This window comes from Sporosarcina sp. FSL K6-2383 (assembly GCF_038618305.1).
In the GTDB taxonomy this organism is placed as follows: domain Bacteria; phylum Bacillota; class Bacilli; order Bacillales_A; family Planococcaceae; genus Sporosarcina.
This window is the reverse complement of the sequence record NZ_CP152017.1, coordinates 3,158,139-3,174,906: the sequence shown is the minus strand read 5'-3', so window position 1 is coordinate 3,174,906 and position 16,768 is coordinate 3,158,139. Positions and strand designations below refer to the sequence as shown.

The following is a 16,768-nucleotide window of genomic DNA, read 5'->3' as shown; positions in this document are numbered from 1 at the left end:
GCACTGTTTGTCGTTTGCAATAAAATTTTCATCAGCATATGTTAGAATAATACTAACGTTGTATTTGAAAGGGGCGAGGTGGATGATTCAAATCGGATTGACAGGCTGGGGGGACCATCCCACCATCTATGATCCATCTTCAACGGCAAAAGAAAAGCTACTTGATTATAGTGCTCACTTTCCGATTGTTGAGCTGGACTCTACGTTTTACGCTATCCAACCTGAAAGGAATATCCGTAAATGGATTGCCGAAACACCGGATAATTTTCGTTTCGTGGTGAAGGCATATCAGGGAATGACTGGACATAATCGTGAACCACTGCCCTATACTTCGATTGACGAAATGTATGAGTTATTCAGATTATCCGTGACACCGTTACAAGAAGCGGGTAAACTCGCAATGATTCTCGTGCAGTTTCCACCTTGGTTTGATTGTACAAAGGAAAATGTCGAAGAAATTAGCTTCGTTTGTGAAAAATTGCATGGTTTTGATATTGCCATCGAATTCAGGCATCAGTCGTGGTATTCATCGGAATACATTGATGGAACATTAAAATTTTTACGTGATTTTAATCTAATCCACTCCGTTTGTGATGAACCGCAAGCAGGTGATGGAAGTATACCGCTTGTATCAAATTCAACGAGACCCGATAAAGTACTCGTTCGACTCCACGGTCGTAATATCCATGGCTGGCGTAATACGACTGGAGACGATCAAGCATGGCGTAAAGTGAGATACCTGTATAATTATAATGAGGCTGAGTTGAAAGAAATTCAGCAAGCAGTCGCAACATTAACAGCCGAAACGAAGGAAGTATTCGTTATTTTTAATAATAATTCCGGCGGACATGCAGCACGAAATGCGCAGCAATTTCAAAAAATGCTCGACATCAACTATGAAAGTCTGACGCCCAAACAGCTCAACTTTTTTGAGGGAGATTGGTAATTGTAATGGAATATTTACTATTGGCCGTAATTGGTCTAGCTGCAGGAGTAATTGGGGCGCTCGTTGGCCTTGGAGGCGGTATTATACTTGTGCCAGCAACACTTTTTGTCGGTATTAATCTAGGAATGATTAGTGGGATTACACCGCAAACGGTCGTTGGTTTGTCAGTCATCATGATGATTTTTACAGGACTCGCATCGACGTTATCGTATATGAAAACAAAAACGATTGACTATAGAAGTGGTCTTATATTTTTCGCCGGAAGTGTTCCGGGGACGCTTGTCGGAGCCTTTGTCAATAAAGGGCTCGATTTACCATCATTCAATTTATATTTTGGCATTTTACTTATTCTTCTATCAACATTGCTACTTGTACGAAAATATTTAAAGCCAGTCAATTGGTTCGTTAATCATGGCAAAAAGAGAACATTTGAGGATAATATGGGACAGACTTTTGTTTTTGGCTATCCTGTTTGGTTTGCGTTACTTTTAACATTTGGCGTTGGGTTTGCTTCAGGGCTATTTGGGATTGGGGGAGGCTCTATCATCGTTCCAGCTATGATTCTCCTGTTCCTATTCCCACCACATGTCGCAGTGGGTACGTCGATGTTCATGGTCTTTTTATCGGCTATGGTTAATTCAGTTACACATATATCACTTGGCAATGTGCCATGGCTTTACACAATACCCGTCGTTCCGGCTGCTTATATCGGGGCAAAATTAGGGGCAATGCTGAATCAAAAGATGAAATCAGAGACACTAGTCATTGCTCTACGAATTATTCTATTCATATTAGGGGTTCGGGCCATTATTGAAGGAATAGCGGGGTGAATTCCGATAAGTAAAATAGAAACGCTTTACTTTTATCATACGAATGATATCCATAGTCACTTTGAAAATTGGCCGCAAATCAGTCGTCTGTTACGTGAGAAAAAACGAATGCATCATGCTAAAAGTGAAGCTTGCTATGTATTCGATATCGGGGATCACGTTGATCGTTCGCATCCTTTTACGGAAGGGACGCAAGGTCAAGGGAATGTTCGTTTATTGAATGAAGCGGGATTCGATGCGGTTACGATTGGTAACAATGAAGGCATTACGATGTCGAAAGAAGCGCTTACTTTACTTTATAAAGAAGCGGAATTCAACGTGATTGTCTGTAATTTATTTGATCAAGGGCGTCCAGCATGGGCTTTGCCCTATACGATTTACGTAACGGAGCAAGGGACGAGAATTGGCGTGGTTGGTGCGACGGCAGAGTATACGACGTTCTATTCAAAGCTAGGATGGGAAGTGACATCACCTAGTGCTGAATTGCAACGTATTGTAGAGGAGATTGAGGAACAAACGGATGTCATCGTTTGTCTATCACATTTGGGAATAAAAGAAGATGAGAAATTGGCGCGTGACTGTCCTGCAATCGACGTTATTTTCGGTGCGCATACCCATCATCTGTTTCATGAAGGCAAGCTCATCGGAAATACGATGCTAGCTGCAACAGGAAAATATGGTGAATATGTAGGGCAAGTGATGGTGGAAATCGATGTCGACACAAAGAAAGTGGTCGAGATGGCTGCGAAGCTGTATAGAGCGGATCAGCTGACACGTACTGAGGATGACGTCAGACAGGTGACTGGACTTATTGAATCGGGGAAGCAGGCAATGAAGGAAAGGGTTTTTTATAATCCAACAGCTTTACCGCAAAATTTATTTGGAGAGAGTCCGTTAGCCTCTTTTTTCGGTCGAGCGTTAATTGCCTATACAAAAGCGGATTGTGCATTGTTTAATGCGGGTATTTTTCTTGGCAGCTTAGACAAAGGATGGGTAACGAAAGAAAGCCTACACACACTACTTCCACATCCAATAAACCCATGTATTATCACGTTAGACGGAGCGGAGCTGCAAGAAGTGTATGAGCTATCAATGAATGAAGAATGGCCACAGATTGAGATTAAAGGACTCGGCTTCCGTGGTACGCTGATGGGGGCGATGATACATGAAAGATTGTATGAAAATCGTCATGGTAAGCTCTACGTGGGGAATCGAGAGGTCATCAAAGGACAGTCTTATACGCTTGCGACATTAGATATGTTCACATTTGGATTTTTCTTTCCAACCCTTAAAGAGGCGAAAAAAGACTATTGTATGCCAGAGCTGATCAGAGATGTGTTGGGCTGGTATGGCACTGAAATGAACTGAATAAACGGCTCCTTTTCTGCATATTGTAACAGCAGGAGGAGTCGTTTTGAGATTTCAAAGTCATATTACTCGAAAATCTAGGAAAAAGAAACGAAGATTGTTACCGCTCCTTATTCCAGCGTTTCTAATTGCGATTGCCCTATCTCTATACATTGTCAATATGAGATTGACACCTATCTATGTTCGATATGCAGAGGCACAAACACGTATTATCTCTGCGCATGTCATTAACAAAGCGATTACATCACAGGACCTTACATTTCCTAGTGTTGAAGAAATGTTTCCTACCAGTTCAAATGAGTCTACTGGAGTAATAAAGATTAATGCGGAAGCCGCCAACCGTGTAGTGGGAGAGATACACGCGCTCGTTGCTACTCATCTTAAGCAGGCAGAAGCCGGTAATTTTGACGTGTTGCCAGTGCGCGATAATATCGAATACGATTCAAAGGCGATGGAAAACCAAGAAGGAATTGTCTTTTTTGTGCCAGTTGGTCAGGCGCTCAATATTCCTTTGCTTGGAAATCTAGGACCTAAAATACCTATCCGATTTCATGTCATTGGAGAAGTACACACTGATATAGAACCAACCATCAAGGAATTTGGAATAAACAGTGCATCTGTCGAAGTAAATGTTATTTTGACAGTGAACGTTCAGATTATCGTGCCGCTAGCTACGCGAGAAAGTAAAGTGGAACAAAGAATTTTGGTTGCAATGGGGATTATTTCGGGGACGGTCCCTCCAGTTTACAGTGGTGGTGGAGGAGCAGCGCCTAATGTCGAAATTCCAGTTCAACTCCCAAAATAAGAATAAGAAAAGCGCAAGATACCTAGAACATAGACATTATTTTAGGAAAAAAATAAATACTTTTATCCTTTTGGAAAAAGACTTGAAAGTACTGTGGTTTATTGTTACGCTAGTATAGTTAATAAAATACCGATTGGGTAGAGGCTGCATTGCTTATGAGTCGCATACGAGAGATTGACATCTATGACCGTGTGTAAAAGGAAGCTTTGCCGAAGTTTGTTGGGGTTGTCAAGTTCAGCAGGCTGGGGTTATTCCGAATAGGGATAACACTGTCATGCATCATTGTGATGTATGATGAGCTACAAGTCGTAAGTTAGATAAGCCAATTCATTTATCAAACAAACGCAATGTAGATAAGGTCGACTCCCATTACACTTAGCAAAGTGTCGATAGGAGTCGGTTTTTTTATTCCCCCATGACGGGCCTCGACCCAACAATATGGAGGATTTTTAGAATGATTGGAACTTGGGTATCAATTTTGCCGCCACTAATTGCCATTGTGATGGTATTGGCGACGAAACGTGTTTTGCTATCACTTGGATCGGGGATTGTCGCTGCCGCTATACTAGCCGCATCCTTTTCGCCGGGTGAATCTGTAAAGTATATATGGAATGGAATGATTGTCTCCTTCTGGGACGGAGGGGCATTGAATACGTATAATATTTATATCATGTTATTCATTCTTTTACTTGGAGTGATTACAGCATTCGTTAGTTTGTCTGGTGGCAGCCGAGCGTTTGCAGGGTGGGCTGAACGCCGCATCAAGACAGCACGCGGCGCGAAAATGCTAACGACTCTTTTAGGAATCGCTATTTTTGTAGATGATTATTTTAATGCATTAGCCGTTGGACAAATTGCTCGTCCGATTACAGATCAGCATAAAATTTCACGTGCGAAATTAGCTTATTTTATCGATTCAACATCAGCACCTATTTGTTCGATTTCTCCTATTTCAAGCTGGGGGGCATTTTTAATTGGGCAAATGGCTCTTATTTTTGCAGGGTCTACTGCTATCAGTTATTCGCCGTTATCTGCATTTATCATGATGGCGCCAATGAATTTTTACGTTGTCGCCACATTAGCAATGGTCTTCTTCTTTGCATGGACGGATATTGATTTGTTCACGATGAAGAAGCATGAAAAACTGGCAAAAGAAGATGGCCAATTATTTGATCCGAACAAAGAGATTCCTGGTCAATTAAAAGAGGATTTTCCTGTACATGCATATGGCCGGGTACGCGATCTTGTGGCACCCATTGTGTCGCTCGTAGTTGTCACGTTTACCATGATGTTTTGGACAGGTTATGTAATTGGTGGTTCGCCGAGTATATGGTCTATATTTGAAAATACGAATGTGCCTTTGTCCTTGCTGGCAGGTGGAGTCGTTGGGGCTTTAGTTGCCGCAATTCTATATGGAGTACAGATGAAACATAATGAAACAGCCACTATGCAGCTAATGGGTCGCGCCTTTGTTAGTGGCGTACAATCAATGATGCCTGCGGTGCTGATACTCATTTTTGCATGGGCATTAACAGACTTGATTGCTATTTTGGATACGGGTACTTATTTATCAGAGGTCGTGATGAAAGCAAATATGTCAGTTGCATTTTTACCAGCTATTATCTTTATATTAGCAGGTCTGATGGCATTTGCTACGGGGACATCATGGGGATCTTTCGGGATTTTGATGCCGATTGCGGGGACGATTATGATTGACGCTGCGCCTGAACTATTATTACCGGCACTTGCAGCTGTTCTAGCAGGTTCTGTGTTTGGTGATCATTGTTCGCCAATATCGGATACAACGATTTTGTCTTCAACGGGTGCAGGTAGTAACTTGATGGACCACGTTACGACGCAATTACCTTACGCGCTCATTAGTGCTATTGTCGCAGCTATAGGCTATTTTGTATTAGGGGTAACAGGCTCTGTGTGGGTAGGTCTGGTTGCTGTAATTATCATTCTCATCGTATTATTTACGGTTTGGACGATAGGGGCAAGAAAAGAAATAGCTAAGCAAGCCGCATAATCATAGGTTGTAACAGGGGAGCGATGAAATTTCATCGCTCCTTTTATTATATTGAAACAATTTTTGAATAAAAAAATGTTTTGACAATAGTCAGTTAGGTATATATACTAATCAATAAGATTACAAAGATAATCTGAAAGTAGTAATCACTCAATTCTTAGTTTTAAAAATACTATGAAGGAGAAAAACTGGGGGATCTGATATCTACGTTTAGAATTATTGGAATTTTAAATCACAGGGGGGATTTCAATTGAAATTAAAAAAATTCGCAGGTATATTCGCCACAGCAACTCTTGCAGTTGGACTATTGGCAGGGTGCGGCGCAGGTGAAAAGGCAGATGGAGACAGTTCAAGCAGTAAGGGTGGCGACACGATTAAAATCGGCGTTAACCTAGAATTGTCTGGAGCAGTTGCTTCATACGGAACATCAGAGCTATCCGGGATTGAATTAGCTGTTGAAGAAATTAATGCAGCAGGTGGCGTGGATGGCAAGGATATTGAACTAGTCAAGGTCGATAACAAGTCTGACCCTGCAGAAGCAACAAGTGCAGCGCTTAAATTGATTACACAAGATAAAGTTGTAGCGATTATTGGTGCAGCGACAAGTGGTGCTACAGTTGCACAGGCAGAAATTGCTAACGGTAATGAAGTACCACTTATTAGTCCATCTGGTACAAGCCCAACGGTAACAGTGAAAGATGATGGAAGCGTCAACGAATTTGTCTTCCGTACATCATTCATCGATCCTTTCCAAGGAACAGTTGCAGCCAACTTTGCAGCAAATGACCTAGGTGTGAAAAACGTTGCGATTTACTCAGATAACTCAAGTGACTATTCAAAAGGTCTTGCAGCTTCATTCAAAAAAGATTTTGAAGCAGCGGGCGGTACGGTTGTAGCGGAAGAATCATATGTTGGTAAAGACACAGATTTCCGTTCTACATTAACGCGTATCAAAGCAGCAAACCCAGAATTTATTCTGATCCCAGGCTACTATGAAGAAGTCGGGCTAATTGTTAAACAAGCACGTGAAATGGGTATCGATGTTCCACTAATGGGCGCAGATGGCTGGGACTCTCCGGTTCTAATGGATCTAGCTGGTGCAGAGGCGTTGAACAATACGTTCACGACAAATCACTACTCTTCTGAAGACCCAGATGGTATCATCCAAGACTTCAATGATAAATTCGAAGCAAAATATAGCAAAGCGCCAGATGCATTTAACGCACTTGGTTATGACACAGTTTACCTACTAGCTGACGCTATTAAACGCGCAGGTGGAGCAGATTCAGTTAAAATTAAAGACGCTTTAGCTGCAACAAGTGGACTTGAACTTGTTACGGGTCTGTATTCAGTAGATGAAAATCATCACCCAGTTAAATCAGCAACAATTCTTGAATACAAAGACGGCGAACAAATCTTTAAAACTAAAGTAAATCCTTAATTCAAAAACCTGGAATGGGGGGAGGTCATCCTCTCATTCCTTTTCTATGTAGAAAAATGAAAATAGCGAGGGTGTCTTTCAAGGCACGTAATCAGGACGTATCGAAATTAGACTGGCTTCCCTTGAAGGCTCGGCAATCGATGAGTTTTCTAATGAAAACAAAGGAGTGAAAATTGCATGGAATGGTTACAACAGCTGGTAAATGGTATTTCACTCGGAAGTATATATGCGTTAATAGCTTTAGGCTATACGATGGTTTATGGAATCATAAAGCTTATTAACTTTGCGCACGGGGAAGTTTTTATGATTGGGGCATTCATCGGCTATTTCTGTATAGCAGGATGGGGACTTGGCCTTTTTCCAGCATTGGTCATTGCAATGACAAGCTGTGCAATCATAGGAGTTGTCATTGAGCGTATTGCTTATAAAAGATTGCGAAATGCCACGAGAATTGCAGTATTGATAACGGCGATTGGGGTATCTCTTCTGATTCAAAATGGTGTCATTTATATGCGTGGGGCACAACCAGAAGCCTATCCAGCAGTATTAGCCAACAAATCATTTGACTTTTTGGGTGTTCAAATTAGTAGTCAATCAATCTTGATCCTTTCAGTTTCTGTGGGGCTAATGATTATACTTCAATTTATTGTACATAAAACAAAAATTGGAAAAGCGATGAGAGCGGTTTCTTATGATAGCGAAGCGGCAAAATTGATGGGTATCAATGTAGATAACACAATCTCGGCTACGTTTGCGATTGGTTCAGCACTAGCTGGAGCTGCGGGCGTTATTTTCGGTATTTATTATACAAAGATCGATCCGTTAATGGGTGTTATTCCAGGTTTGAAAGCATTTGTTGCGGCAGTTCTTGGTGGAATTGGTATTATTCCGGGAGCGATGGTCGGTGGACTTGTGCTTGGAGTTGTTGAAACGTTTGTAAGTGCACTCGGTTTCTCACTATGGAGAGATGCTGCGGCATTTATCATTTTGATCTTAATACTCATTTTCAAACCATCAGGCATCTTTGGTAAAAATACACGTGAGAAAGTGTAGGTGACAGACATTATGAAAAAGCTGAAAAAGTCGAAACAGTTCTGGATATTTATCAGTTCATCTATTGCGGCTTATGCAATTGTTCAAGCTCTCATCATGGTGGGAATATTGGATGATTTTTATATTAATACAATTGTTTTCATGTCCATCAATATTATGTTGGCGGTCAGCTTGCATTTGGTCATTGGGATTACTGGGCAGTTCTCACTTGGACATGCCGGATTTTTAGCAGTCGGTGCATATGTATCGGCCATTGTCACGATGAAATTGAATCTACCATTTCCAGTTGCCATTTTGGCTGCCGGTGTGATGGCAACCATTGCAGGTTTAATTATCGGAATTCCGAGTTTACGCCTAAGAGGGGATTACCTGGCGATTGCTACACTGGGATTCGCGGAAATCATTCGAATTATCTTCTTAAATATTGAGTATGTTGGTGGAGCGGCAGGTATGCAAGTCGACCATTTAACAAATTGGACCTACACATTTATTTGCTTGTTCGCTACAATTGTGATCATTGTTAACTTTACGAATTCACGACATGGTCGTGCATGTATATCGATTCGGGAGAATGAAATTGCAGCAGACGCTATGGGGATTAACACAACTTACTATAAGGTGTTAGCGTTCGCAATAGGTGCCTTCTTTGCTGGTATTGCTGGTGCATTGTATGCGCATAATTTCTATATTATACAGCCTGTCAACTTCGGGTTTTTAAAATCAATTGATATTTTAATTTATGTTGTATTGGGTGGATTAGGAAGTTTGTCCGGTGCGATTGTCGCTACAATTTTACTGACGATTGTTTCTACATTCCTACAAAGTTATCCTGAAACGCGCATGATTATTTATAGCCTTGTACTAATCATTGTGATGCTTTATCGTCCTAAGGGGTTAATGGGTACGATGGAAATCACAGATTATTTCAAGCTTTGGAGAGGTTCGAAAGGAGGCAGCAAACATGGCCAGTGAACCGTTGCTAAAAGTTACAGATGTCGGTATACAGTTTGGTGGACTAAAGGCTGTTGCGAATTTCAATATGGAAATCAACCAAGGAGAGCTTGTTGGATTGATTGGCCCCAATGGTGCGGGTAAAACAACTAGTTTTAACTTGTTAACAGGTGTTTATGTGCCAACGGAAGGTGATATTTTACTAAATGGGGAGCGCATTAACGGTATGGCCCCTTATCAAGTAACGCGCAAAGGCATAAGTCGGACGTTCCAGAATATCCGGTTATTCAATGAATTATCGGTATTGGATAATGTAAAAGTTGCGTACCATTCGTTAGCGAAACATTCCGTACTCAGTTCGATGCTACGCTTGCCTGCACACTTTTCCGGAGAAAAAGAAATGGAAGAGAAAGCAATGGAGTTTTTGAAAATCTTTAAGTTAGATCAATATAAAGATGAAGATGCAAAAAACTTGGCGTATGGGAAACAGCGGAGGCTGGAAATTGCGAGGGCTTTAGCGGCAGGACCCCAGCTATTATTGTTAGATGAACCGGCTGCTGGTATGAACCCGCAGGAAACGAAAGAATTGATGGAGTTAATCGCTTTTGTGCGTGAAAAATTCAATTTAACGATTTTATTAATTGAACATGATATGAACTTAGTTATGGGGATTTGTGAGCGTATTTATGTATTGGATCATGGTGTACTTCTTGCTGAAGGAACTCCTGAGGAAATCCGTAATAATCCAAAAGTAATCGAGGCTTATTTAGGGGAGGAAGTTCATGATGAGCATGTTGAAGATTGAAAATATCAATGTCTATTATGGCAGTATCCATGCTCTAAAAGGTGTTTCACTGGAAGTAAATGAAGGTGAGATTGTTACGCTAATTGGTGCTAACGGGGCAGGAAAAAGTACATTGTTAAAAACGTTATCCGGTTTATTGAAACCGAAAGAGGGCTCCATCCACTATTTGGACTCTTCAATAGCGGGCAAGCAGGCTCAAGCAATCGTAAAAGCGGGAATCTCTCATGTGCCAGAGGGAAGACGTGTATTTGCGGATATGAGTGTGGAAGAAAATATTGAATTAGGTGCATTTTTACGTAAAGATAAAGCTGCGATTCAACAGGATCTTCAAAAGGTCTATGGGATTTTTCCACGCTTACTTGAACGACGCAAGCAATCCGCTGGGACATTATCGGGTGGAGAGCAGCAGATGCTAGCAATGGGCAGAGCGATTATGGCGAGGCCAAAGTTGTTATTATTGGATGAGCCATCTATGGGCTTGGCTCCACTGATGGTAAAAACAATTTTTGAGGTTGTCAAGGAAATTAATAAGGAGGGCACAACGATACTACTCGTTGAGCAGAATGCCAATATGGCTTTGTCAATAGCGGATCGAGCGTATGTCATTGAAACAGGTAGGGTTATTCTATCTGGGACTGCGGCAGAGTTGCAGGCAAGTGAAGAAATTAAAAATGCTTATCTTGGCGGCCATTGACAATCATTGGAGTCTAGGATTAGATTGGAAAATAGAGCGGCTGACCCATCAGTGAAAGGGTTAGTCGCTCTTACTTCTGGTTGTTTGAAGTCTGAATATATGATACATTGACAATAGTGCTGGAAACAATTGAACTTCAGCTTCCGGCAGATAGGAAGTATTCTTTATATGAACGTATATAGATTGCAGGAATGGAGTAGATCGTTGTGACGTGCAAACCAGAACAAGGTACGAGAGACGAACATATTAAGAAACCAGATTGGCTAAAAATTAAGCTGAATACGAATGATAATTATGTGGAACTCAAGAAAATGATGCGAGAGAATAATTTGAATACCGTATGTGAAGAAGCACGCTGTCCGAACATCCATGAATGTTGGGGAGAGCGGCGCACAGCAACGTTCATGATTCTCGGAGCAGTTTGTACGCGTGCTTGTCGCTTTTGTGCAGTTAAAACTGGATTGCCAAATGAACTAGATATAGCAGAACCAGAACGCGTTGCAGATTCGGTCGCACTTATGAATTTAAAGCATACCGTTGTAACGGCAGTTGCACGCGACGACCAGAAGGATGGTGGATCTGCAATTTTTGCGGAAACGATTCGTGCTATTCGCAGAAAAAACCCGTTCACGACTGTAGAAGTATTACCATCGGATATGGGGGGCGACTTTGACAACTTGAAGCGTCTGATGGATGCAAAGCCGGATATACTCAACCATAATATAGAAACAGTTCGACGTCTCACGCCAAGAGTTCGTGCTCGCGCAACCTATGACCGTTCACTTGAACTACTACTGCGTGCAAAGGAAATGCAGCCAACAATTCCGACAAAATCTTCTTTAATGCTGGGTCTTGGTGAAACGCATGAGGAAATTTTGGAAACGATGGATGATCTTCGTGCGCATAAAGTGGATATTATGACAATCGGTCAGTATTTACAGCCGACAAAAAAACATTTAAAAGTACAGAAATACTATTCGCCCCAGGAATTCGGCGAGTTAAGAAAAATTGCAATGTCCAAAGGATTCTCACATTGTCAGGCTGGTCCATTAGTACGTTCGAGTTACCATGCTGATGAGCAAGTTAATGCGGCCGCTAAGGAAGTCCAGCGTCGTGGTGAGATGTCACTACAAAGTTAATAAGGGTGTAATCGATTAAGTGGCGGTGAAATGAATGATAAAGTTAGATGATTGGCAGTTTGAAATCGTGAAGAATTATCGTGATGGCTTCAACGAAGAAGCACTTCTTGCACGATATAGTGATGTCCTTCTTAAGTATGATTATATACTTGGTGATTGGGGCTACGGACAACTCCGCCTTAAAGGGTTCTTCGATGACTCGAATCAGAAGGCAACGTACGAAACTAAAATTGGTACGTTACAGGATTATCTTTATGAATACTGTAACTTTGGCTGTGCTTATTTTGTAATGAAAAAAGTGGAGCGTGTTAAACAAGATATGCCTATAAAAGAAGTGGCTGAATGACAAGACTCGCGTGTGGATGAAATATAATCCACATGCGAGTTTTTTGATGTTCTTGCGTGTTTATCTACCTTCTCTGAATGTAGTGTGAGGCATCCTCTAGCGCAGAAGCGTTATTCAATGGAATCATTAATTCTAATTAGATATGGTATTATAGAGAATATACATATTCATAACAATCAGGAGGGAACGTCTGTGTATTTTGTAGACAGAAATCAAATTAATAAAGCGCTGGATCATATGGAAAATTTACTTGAGATATATAAAGGTGGAAGTAGATGGGCAGAGGATGAGGTCCGTTCACTAGCACTTGAACGAATTGCACAAGTGATTATCGAGTCAATTATTGATGTTGGCAACTCGATGATTGACGGTTTCATCATGCGTGATCCGGGAAGTTACGAGGATATCATAGATATTATGGAAGACGAGCGTGTTGTTACACCAGAAATGGCCGCACCACTTAAACGTGTCATTGATTTGAGAAAAATGATTGTTCGCGAATTTACTGAAGTGGATGCAGGAGAAATTAATAAAGTCCTATATGATACGCTAGGGGAACTGGAAGAGTTTCCGGATAAAGTCCGTCATTATCTTGAAAACGAGCTAGGTCCAGTATCGGCATTTTTACCTGAGGATAACTGAAGATGGATCACTATAAAGCGATTTGTCTCGACTTAGATGGGACGGTATACCGTGGAGTTGAACCGATTCCAGAAGCGGTGTCTTTCATTGCAAGTACTCAAGCACGTGGCGTCGAACCTTATTTTATAACAAATAATTCGTCGATGACACGTCAACAGCTGCAAGAAAAATTGGCTTCATTTGGTATCCGAACAGATACTGCTCATATTATGACTTCTGCTATTGCGGTGGCGAAATATTGCGAGGCAAATTATCCAGGTGCGTCTGTTATGATGATTGGTGAAAAAGGGCTTGAGGAAGCCTTATTATTGGAGGGCATTGAGCTGACGGATGATAATCCAGATGTGGTCGTCATGGGGATTGATCGTGCTATCACGTATGCGAAGTTGGCGAATGCTTGTCTTGCGATACGTGCCGGTGCTCATTTCGTCGCAACAAATAGTGATCAGGCTTTTCCAACGGAGAAAGGGCTTGTTCCAGGCAATGGTTCCTTCGTGAAATTAATGGAGAGCGCAACTGGAAAAACGCCTGTTTTTGTCGGAAAACCAGAATCGGATATGTTAGGTTTTATTCAGCAGGAAAAAGGTTATCGTAAGGAAGAGATGATCATGGTTGGAGATAACTATGATACCGATATTCAGGCCGGAATCCGCTTCGGCATTGACACGCTACATGTAGCAGGCGGCGTCTCATCTACTAAGGATGTACTACTGAAAGAGCAGCCGCCGACGTATCACCTACAATCATTAATGGAATGGAATGGAATATAATCAATCAGGCTAAGGCGTGATTGCGTCCGGATTTTGAATCGAGCAAGCTCGATTAACTCCTTTCAAAATCCGTGACATCCGCCGGAGGCTTTATTTGAATTCAGCCGAATTCAAATAAAAAGCTAACCGCCTTAGATGGGCGGTTAGCCAAAATGCTCAAAAGAGCGGATTGTCTTCGATGAATTGATAGATACGTTTAGTCAGTTCCTCGGGTGTGTCGGCTTCGACAACTTCACCATTAACAACTGCGTAAAGTGTTTCCATACATTTTGTACAATAGCTTAAACAGCCGTATTCAAGAACGTCTAGATTTGGATCTTTTTCCAATGTCTCGAAAGTTTCTTGTGAACCATTTGCAATATTGCTTATACAAAACTCGACAATCGGATTCATGACGATCACCTCACTCACTTGGAATCCTACTCCTTTTTTCCGCACACGTCAATTTCCCCGTTTTACTTCGAACAACTGAAGTTTACTTTCCAATGACTCATTGTGAAGCTTGTCACAAACTGATATAATCAAATTGAGAAAGTAGCGGATTAATGTATTATGAAGGAGAAAAGTTATGAGAAAACTTGTACTACTTGGTGCTGGATACGGTAATATGCGTATTATGCTGCGTTTATTGACGAAGGATCTTCCAGATGATATTGAAATTACACTTGTCGATCGGACCCCTTTCCACAGTTTAAAAACGGAATTTTATGGACTTGCGGCTGGGACAGTGTCGGATTCTGAGGTCCGCGTTGCATTGCCTATCCACGACAGATTGAAAGTGGTTGGTGGTGAAATTATTGAAATTAGACCAGATGAAAAATGTGTCTATCTCGATGATGGCGTACAGATTAAGTATGATGAGCTCGTCATTGGACTTGGATGTGAGGACAATTATCATGATGTACCAGGGGCCGCTGAGTACACGTATAGTATCCAAACAATTGGCAAGTCAAGAATCGCACATGAAAGAATTCTTGGTTTTGGATCAGGTGCTACAATCGGAATTGTTGGTGCTGGTTTAAGCGGTATTGAACTAGCTAGTGAATTACGTGAAAGTAGACCTGACTTGAACATTAAATTATTTGATCGTAGCCCACGAATTTTGCGTGATTTCCCTGAGCGACTTAGTAATTATGTCAAAGGCTGGTTTGACGATCACAATGTAGACGTTGTGTCGAATTCTAATATTACAAGAGTAGAGCCAAACGCGTTGTATAATCATGAAGAAACAATTCCGGTCGATGCGGTTGTGTGGACAGCGGGTATTCGTCCCGTTGCAGCTGTCAAAAACATTGACACTGAAAAAGATAGTTCAGGTCGTGTGGTGCTTAATATGTATCACCAGTTGCCTGCGTTTAACGATGTTTATATCGTAGGGGACTGTGCTTCATTGCCTTACGCTCCTAGTGCTCAGGTTGCTGAGGAGCAGGCTGAACAAATCGTCAAAGTATTACGCTTAGTATGGAGTGGCGAAGCATTGCCGGACAAGATGCCAGAGATCAAGCTAAAAGGCTTCCTCGGCTCTTTAGGAAAGAAACAAGGCTTTGCCTATCTTGCGGATCGCACCGTCACAGGACGTATTGCAAGGCTATTAAAATCGGGCGTGCTGTGGATGTATAAATGGCATAATGGTTAAGCGACCATAAAAACGTTGTTGCATCAACGTTTGCGAGGTCTTACGTGTGATAGAAATGTCGGAATATCACATATCTATCACATTTCCCTTGGGAACAGTTAAATTTAAGATGTCACCGTAGCGATTTTTAATCTTCGCGGTGGCATCTTCTTTCATATTCTCTGTAACGTGCGTGTAGATGTCCATCGTCGTTTTCGAGTCCTCGTGACCAACCCTGTCCATAATCGTTTTTAAATCCACTTTAGCTTCTGTGAGCATCGTTATATGGGTATGGCGCAATATGTGTGGCCCTTCAATTTTCGTAATGCTTGTCTTTTTGATAAGTCGGATAATCCGATCGTAAATAAAGCGACTAGAATACGGATATCCATTTTGTCGACAAAACACAAAATTACCCTCGTGATAGTCCTCTATACCTTTTCGTGTACTAAGTTTAATTTTCGCTTGCAGTACTTTATGAGTTTTTAGCATCGCTAGGATACTTTCATCCACATCGATCGTGCGAATGGCGGCCATTGTTTTTGGAGGTGTTAATTTAAACTTCCTCATATTATGGTCTGGCATATCTAATGTCTTGGTAATTCGAATTGTATTTTCATCAAAATTAATGTCTGTCCATTTTAAAGCGCAAAGTTCTCCAACCCGTAATCCGGTAAACGCGAGCAAATAAAACCATTCTTTATCGTTTGGCAATCCCTCAGTTAAAGTCATCTGCAAAAACTCCTCTAATTCATAGCGTTCAAAGAATTTTTCTTCAACTGTCGAATTTTCAATTTCCTCAACCGTCAATTTCTTTCTCGGGATAACAACAGCTGGTACTGGATTATCCACCCTAATTTTATGTTCAACCGCATACTTGAAAATAGAATTTGCGGTCACCTTTGCATTCTCCATCAAAGATGGCGATAGGTTTTTCTTAAATAAATCAACAAAAATCCCTTGCAGTTGTCGAGTTTCGATATTCGCTACATTTATACTAGCGATGTATCTTAACAACACTTTAACGGACGACCTACGGTTCCTGATAGTGCTATCTTTCACGCCAGTCAAGGCGTATACTTCAAACCATTCCCACGCGACATGCTCAAACGTAGCGTTCTTGTTGGTCTTGCTGTTAACACCGTGATCCTCTTGCTTTTTAATCTCTTCCTCGACCTTCTTTTTAGCGACCCCTTTCGATTTTCCGCGCCTACGAACCTGGTTTCTTTTATTCGTCACAGGATCCCTAGGACCATCAGCAACGCATTCCCAAACACCGCTATCCAACTGTACGCATTTCATGTTACCCCTCCTCGAAAATATTTCAGCAAACT

Annotated in this window: 17 protein-coding genes and 1 riboswitch; of the genes, 15 read left to right on the top strand and 2 right to left on the bottom strand. The window is 41.4% G+C overall.

All coding sequences use genetic code 11. The features are described from left to right. Nucleotides 1-82 precede the first annotated feature (82 nt). The 14 genes from MKZ10_RS16060 to MKZ10_RS15995 all read left to right on the top strand — a co-directional run bounded on the left by MKZ10_RS16060 (nucleotide 83) and on the right by MKZ10_RS15995 (nucleotide 13,819). Entirely contained in the window at nucleotides 83-946 is an 864-nt protein-coding gene (locus MKZ10_RS16060) for a DUF72 domain-containing protein (protein WP_342505922.1), read from the top strand. A 5-nt stretch (nucleotides 947-951) separates the two neighbouring features. Then, nucleotides 952-1,776: a sulfite exporter TauE/SafE family protein gene (locus tag MKZ10_RS16055; RefSeq protein ID WP_342505921.1), complete on the top strand. Its 825-nt coding sequence runs from the start codon at nucleotides 952-954 to the stop codon at nucleotides 1,774-1,776. Beyond that, complete coding sequence (locus MKZ10_RS16050; RefSeq protein WP_342510249.1) at nucleotides 1,777-3,144, top strand: metallophosphoesterase; 1,368 nt, start codon at nucleotides 1,777-1,779, stop codon at nucleotides 3,142-3,144. Between the two features lie 46 nt (nucleotides 3,145-3,190). Then, nucleotides 3,191-3,949: a sporulation protein YunB gene (gene yunB / locus MKZ10_RS16045; protein ID WP_342505920.1), complete on the top strand. Its 759-nt coding sequence runs from the start codon at nucleotides 3,191-3,193 to the stop codon at nucleotides 3,947-3,949. Nucleotides 3,950-4,079: 130 nt separating this feature from the next. After that, nucleotides 4,080-4,259, top strand: a riboswitch (Lysine riboswitch). Nucleotides 4,260-4,403: 144 nt separating this feature from the next. Continuing rightward, the gene (locus tag MKZ10_RS16040; protein ID WP_342505919.1) at nucleotides 4,404-5,978 is read left to right on the top strand and encodes a Na+/H+ antiporter NhaC family protein; all 1,575 of its coding nucleotides are present in this window, start codon (nucleotides 4,404-4,406) and stop codon (nucleotides 5,976-5,978) included. Between the two features lie 250 nt (nucleotides 5,979-6,228). Beyond that, the gene (locus MKZ10_RS16035; protein ID WP_342505918.1) at nucleotides 6,229-7,419 is read left to right on the top strand and encodes an ABC transporter substrate-binding protein; all 1,191 of its coding nucleotides are present in this window, start codon (nucleotides 6,229-6,231) and stop codon (nucleotides 7,417-7,419) included. Between the two features lie 177 nt (nucleotides 7,420-7,596). Then, nucleotides 7,597-8,472, top strand: a complete 876-nt coding sequence (locus MKZ10_RS16030; protein ID WP_342505917.1) for a branched-chain amino acid ABC transporter permease — start codon at nucleotides 7,597-7,599, stop codon at nucleotides 8,470-8,472. A 12-nt stretch (nucleotides 8,473-8,484) separates the two neighbouring features. Next, nucleotides 8,485-9,444, top strand: a complete 960-nt coding sequence (locus tag MKZ10_RS16025; protein WP_342505916.1) for a branched-chain amino acid ABC transporter permease — start codon at nucleotides 8,485-8,487, stop codon at nucleotides 9,442-9,444. Beyond that, nucleotides 9,434-10,228 carry an ABC transporter ATP-binding protein gene (locus tag MKZ10_RS16020; RefSeq protein WP_342505915.1) on the top strand — a complete coding sequence of 265 codons (795 nt, stop codon included), beginning with the start codon at nucleotides 9,434-9,436 and terminating at the stop codon, nucleotides 10,226-10,228. The genes MKZ10_RS16025 and MKZ10_RS16020 overlap by 11 nt, the downstream gene beginning before the upstream one ends. Continuing rightward, nucleotides 10,215-10,922, top strand: a complete 708-nt coding sequence (locus MKZ10_RS16015; protein ID WP_342510247.1) for an ABC transporter ATP-binding protein — start codon at nucleotides 10,215-10,217, stop codon at nucleotides 10,920-10,922. Before MKZ10_RS16020 ends, MKZ10_RS16015 begins: the two co-directional genes overlap by 14 nt. Before the next feature lie 200 nt (nucleotides 10,923-11,122). After that, a complete protein-coding gene (lipA, locus tag MKZ10_RS16010; RefSeq protein ID WP_342510245.1) occupies nucleotides 11,123-12,061 on the top strand; it encodes a lipoyl synthase in 939 nt (312 codons plus the stop codon). Nucleotides 12,062-12,095: 34 nt separating this feature from the next. Next, nucleotides 12,096-12,407, top strand: coding sequence for a YutD-like domain-containing protein (locus MKZ10_RS16005; RefSeq protein ID WP_342505914.1), 312 nt, complete (start codon nucleotides 12,096-12,098; stop codon nucleotides 12,405-12,407). Between the two features lie 192 nt (nucleotides 12,408-12,599). After that, complete coding sequence (locus tag MKZ10_RS16000) at nucleotides 12,600-13,049, top strand: DUF86 domain-containing protein (RefSeq protein ID WP_342505913.1); 450 nt, start codon at nucleotides 12,600-12,602, stop codon at nucleotides 13,047-13,049. A 2-nt stretch (nucleotides 13,050-13,051) separates the two neighbouring features. Next, nucleotides 13,052-13,819: a TIGR01457 family HAD-type hydrolase gene (locus MKZ10_RS15995; RefSeq protein WP_342505912.1), complete on the top strand. Its 768-nt coding sequence runs from the start codon at nucleotides 13,052-13,054 to the stop codon at nucleotides 13,817-13,819. Between the two features lie 156 nt (nucleotides 13,820-13,975). Here MKZ10_RS15995 and MKZ10_RS15990 read toward each other — a convergent pair whose 3' ends face one another. Then, a complete protein-coding gene (locus MKZ10_RS15990) occupies nucleotides 13,976-14,212 on the bottom strand; it encodes a YuzB family protein (RefSeq protein ID WP_342510244.1) in 237 nt (78 codons plus the stop codon). A gap of 175 nt (nucleotides 14,213-14,387) precedes the next feature. On the opposite strand from MKZ10_RS15990, the gene MKZ10_RS15985 reads away from it, so the two are divergent. Further along, nucleotides 14,388-15,455, top strand: a complete 1,068-nt coding sequence (locus MKZ10_RS15985) for an NAD(P)/FAD-dependent oxidoreductase (RefSeq protein ID WP_342505911.1) — start codon at nucleotides 14,388-14,390, stop codon at nucleotides 15,453-15,455. A 66-nt stretch (nucleotides 15,456-15,521) separates the two neighbouring features. Here MKZ10_RS15985 and MKZ10_RS15980 read toward each other — a convergent pair whose 3' ends face one another. After that, nucleotides 15,522-16,736, bottom strand: a complete 1,215-nt coding sequence (locus tag MKZ10_RS15980; RefSeq protein WP_342505910.1) for a tyrosine-type recombinase/integrase — start codon at nucleotides 16,734-16,736, stop codon at nucleotides 15,522-15,524. Nucleotides 16,737-16,768 lie beyond the last annotated feature (32 nt).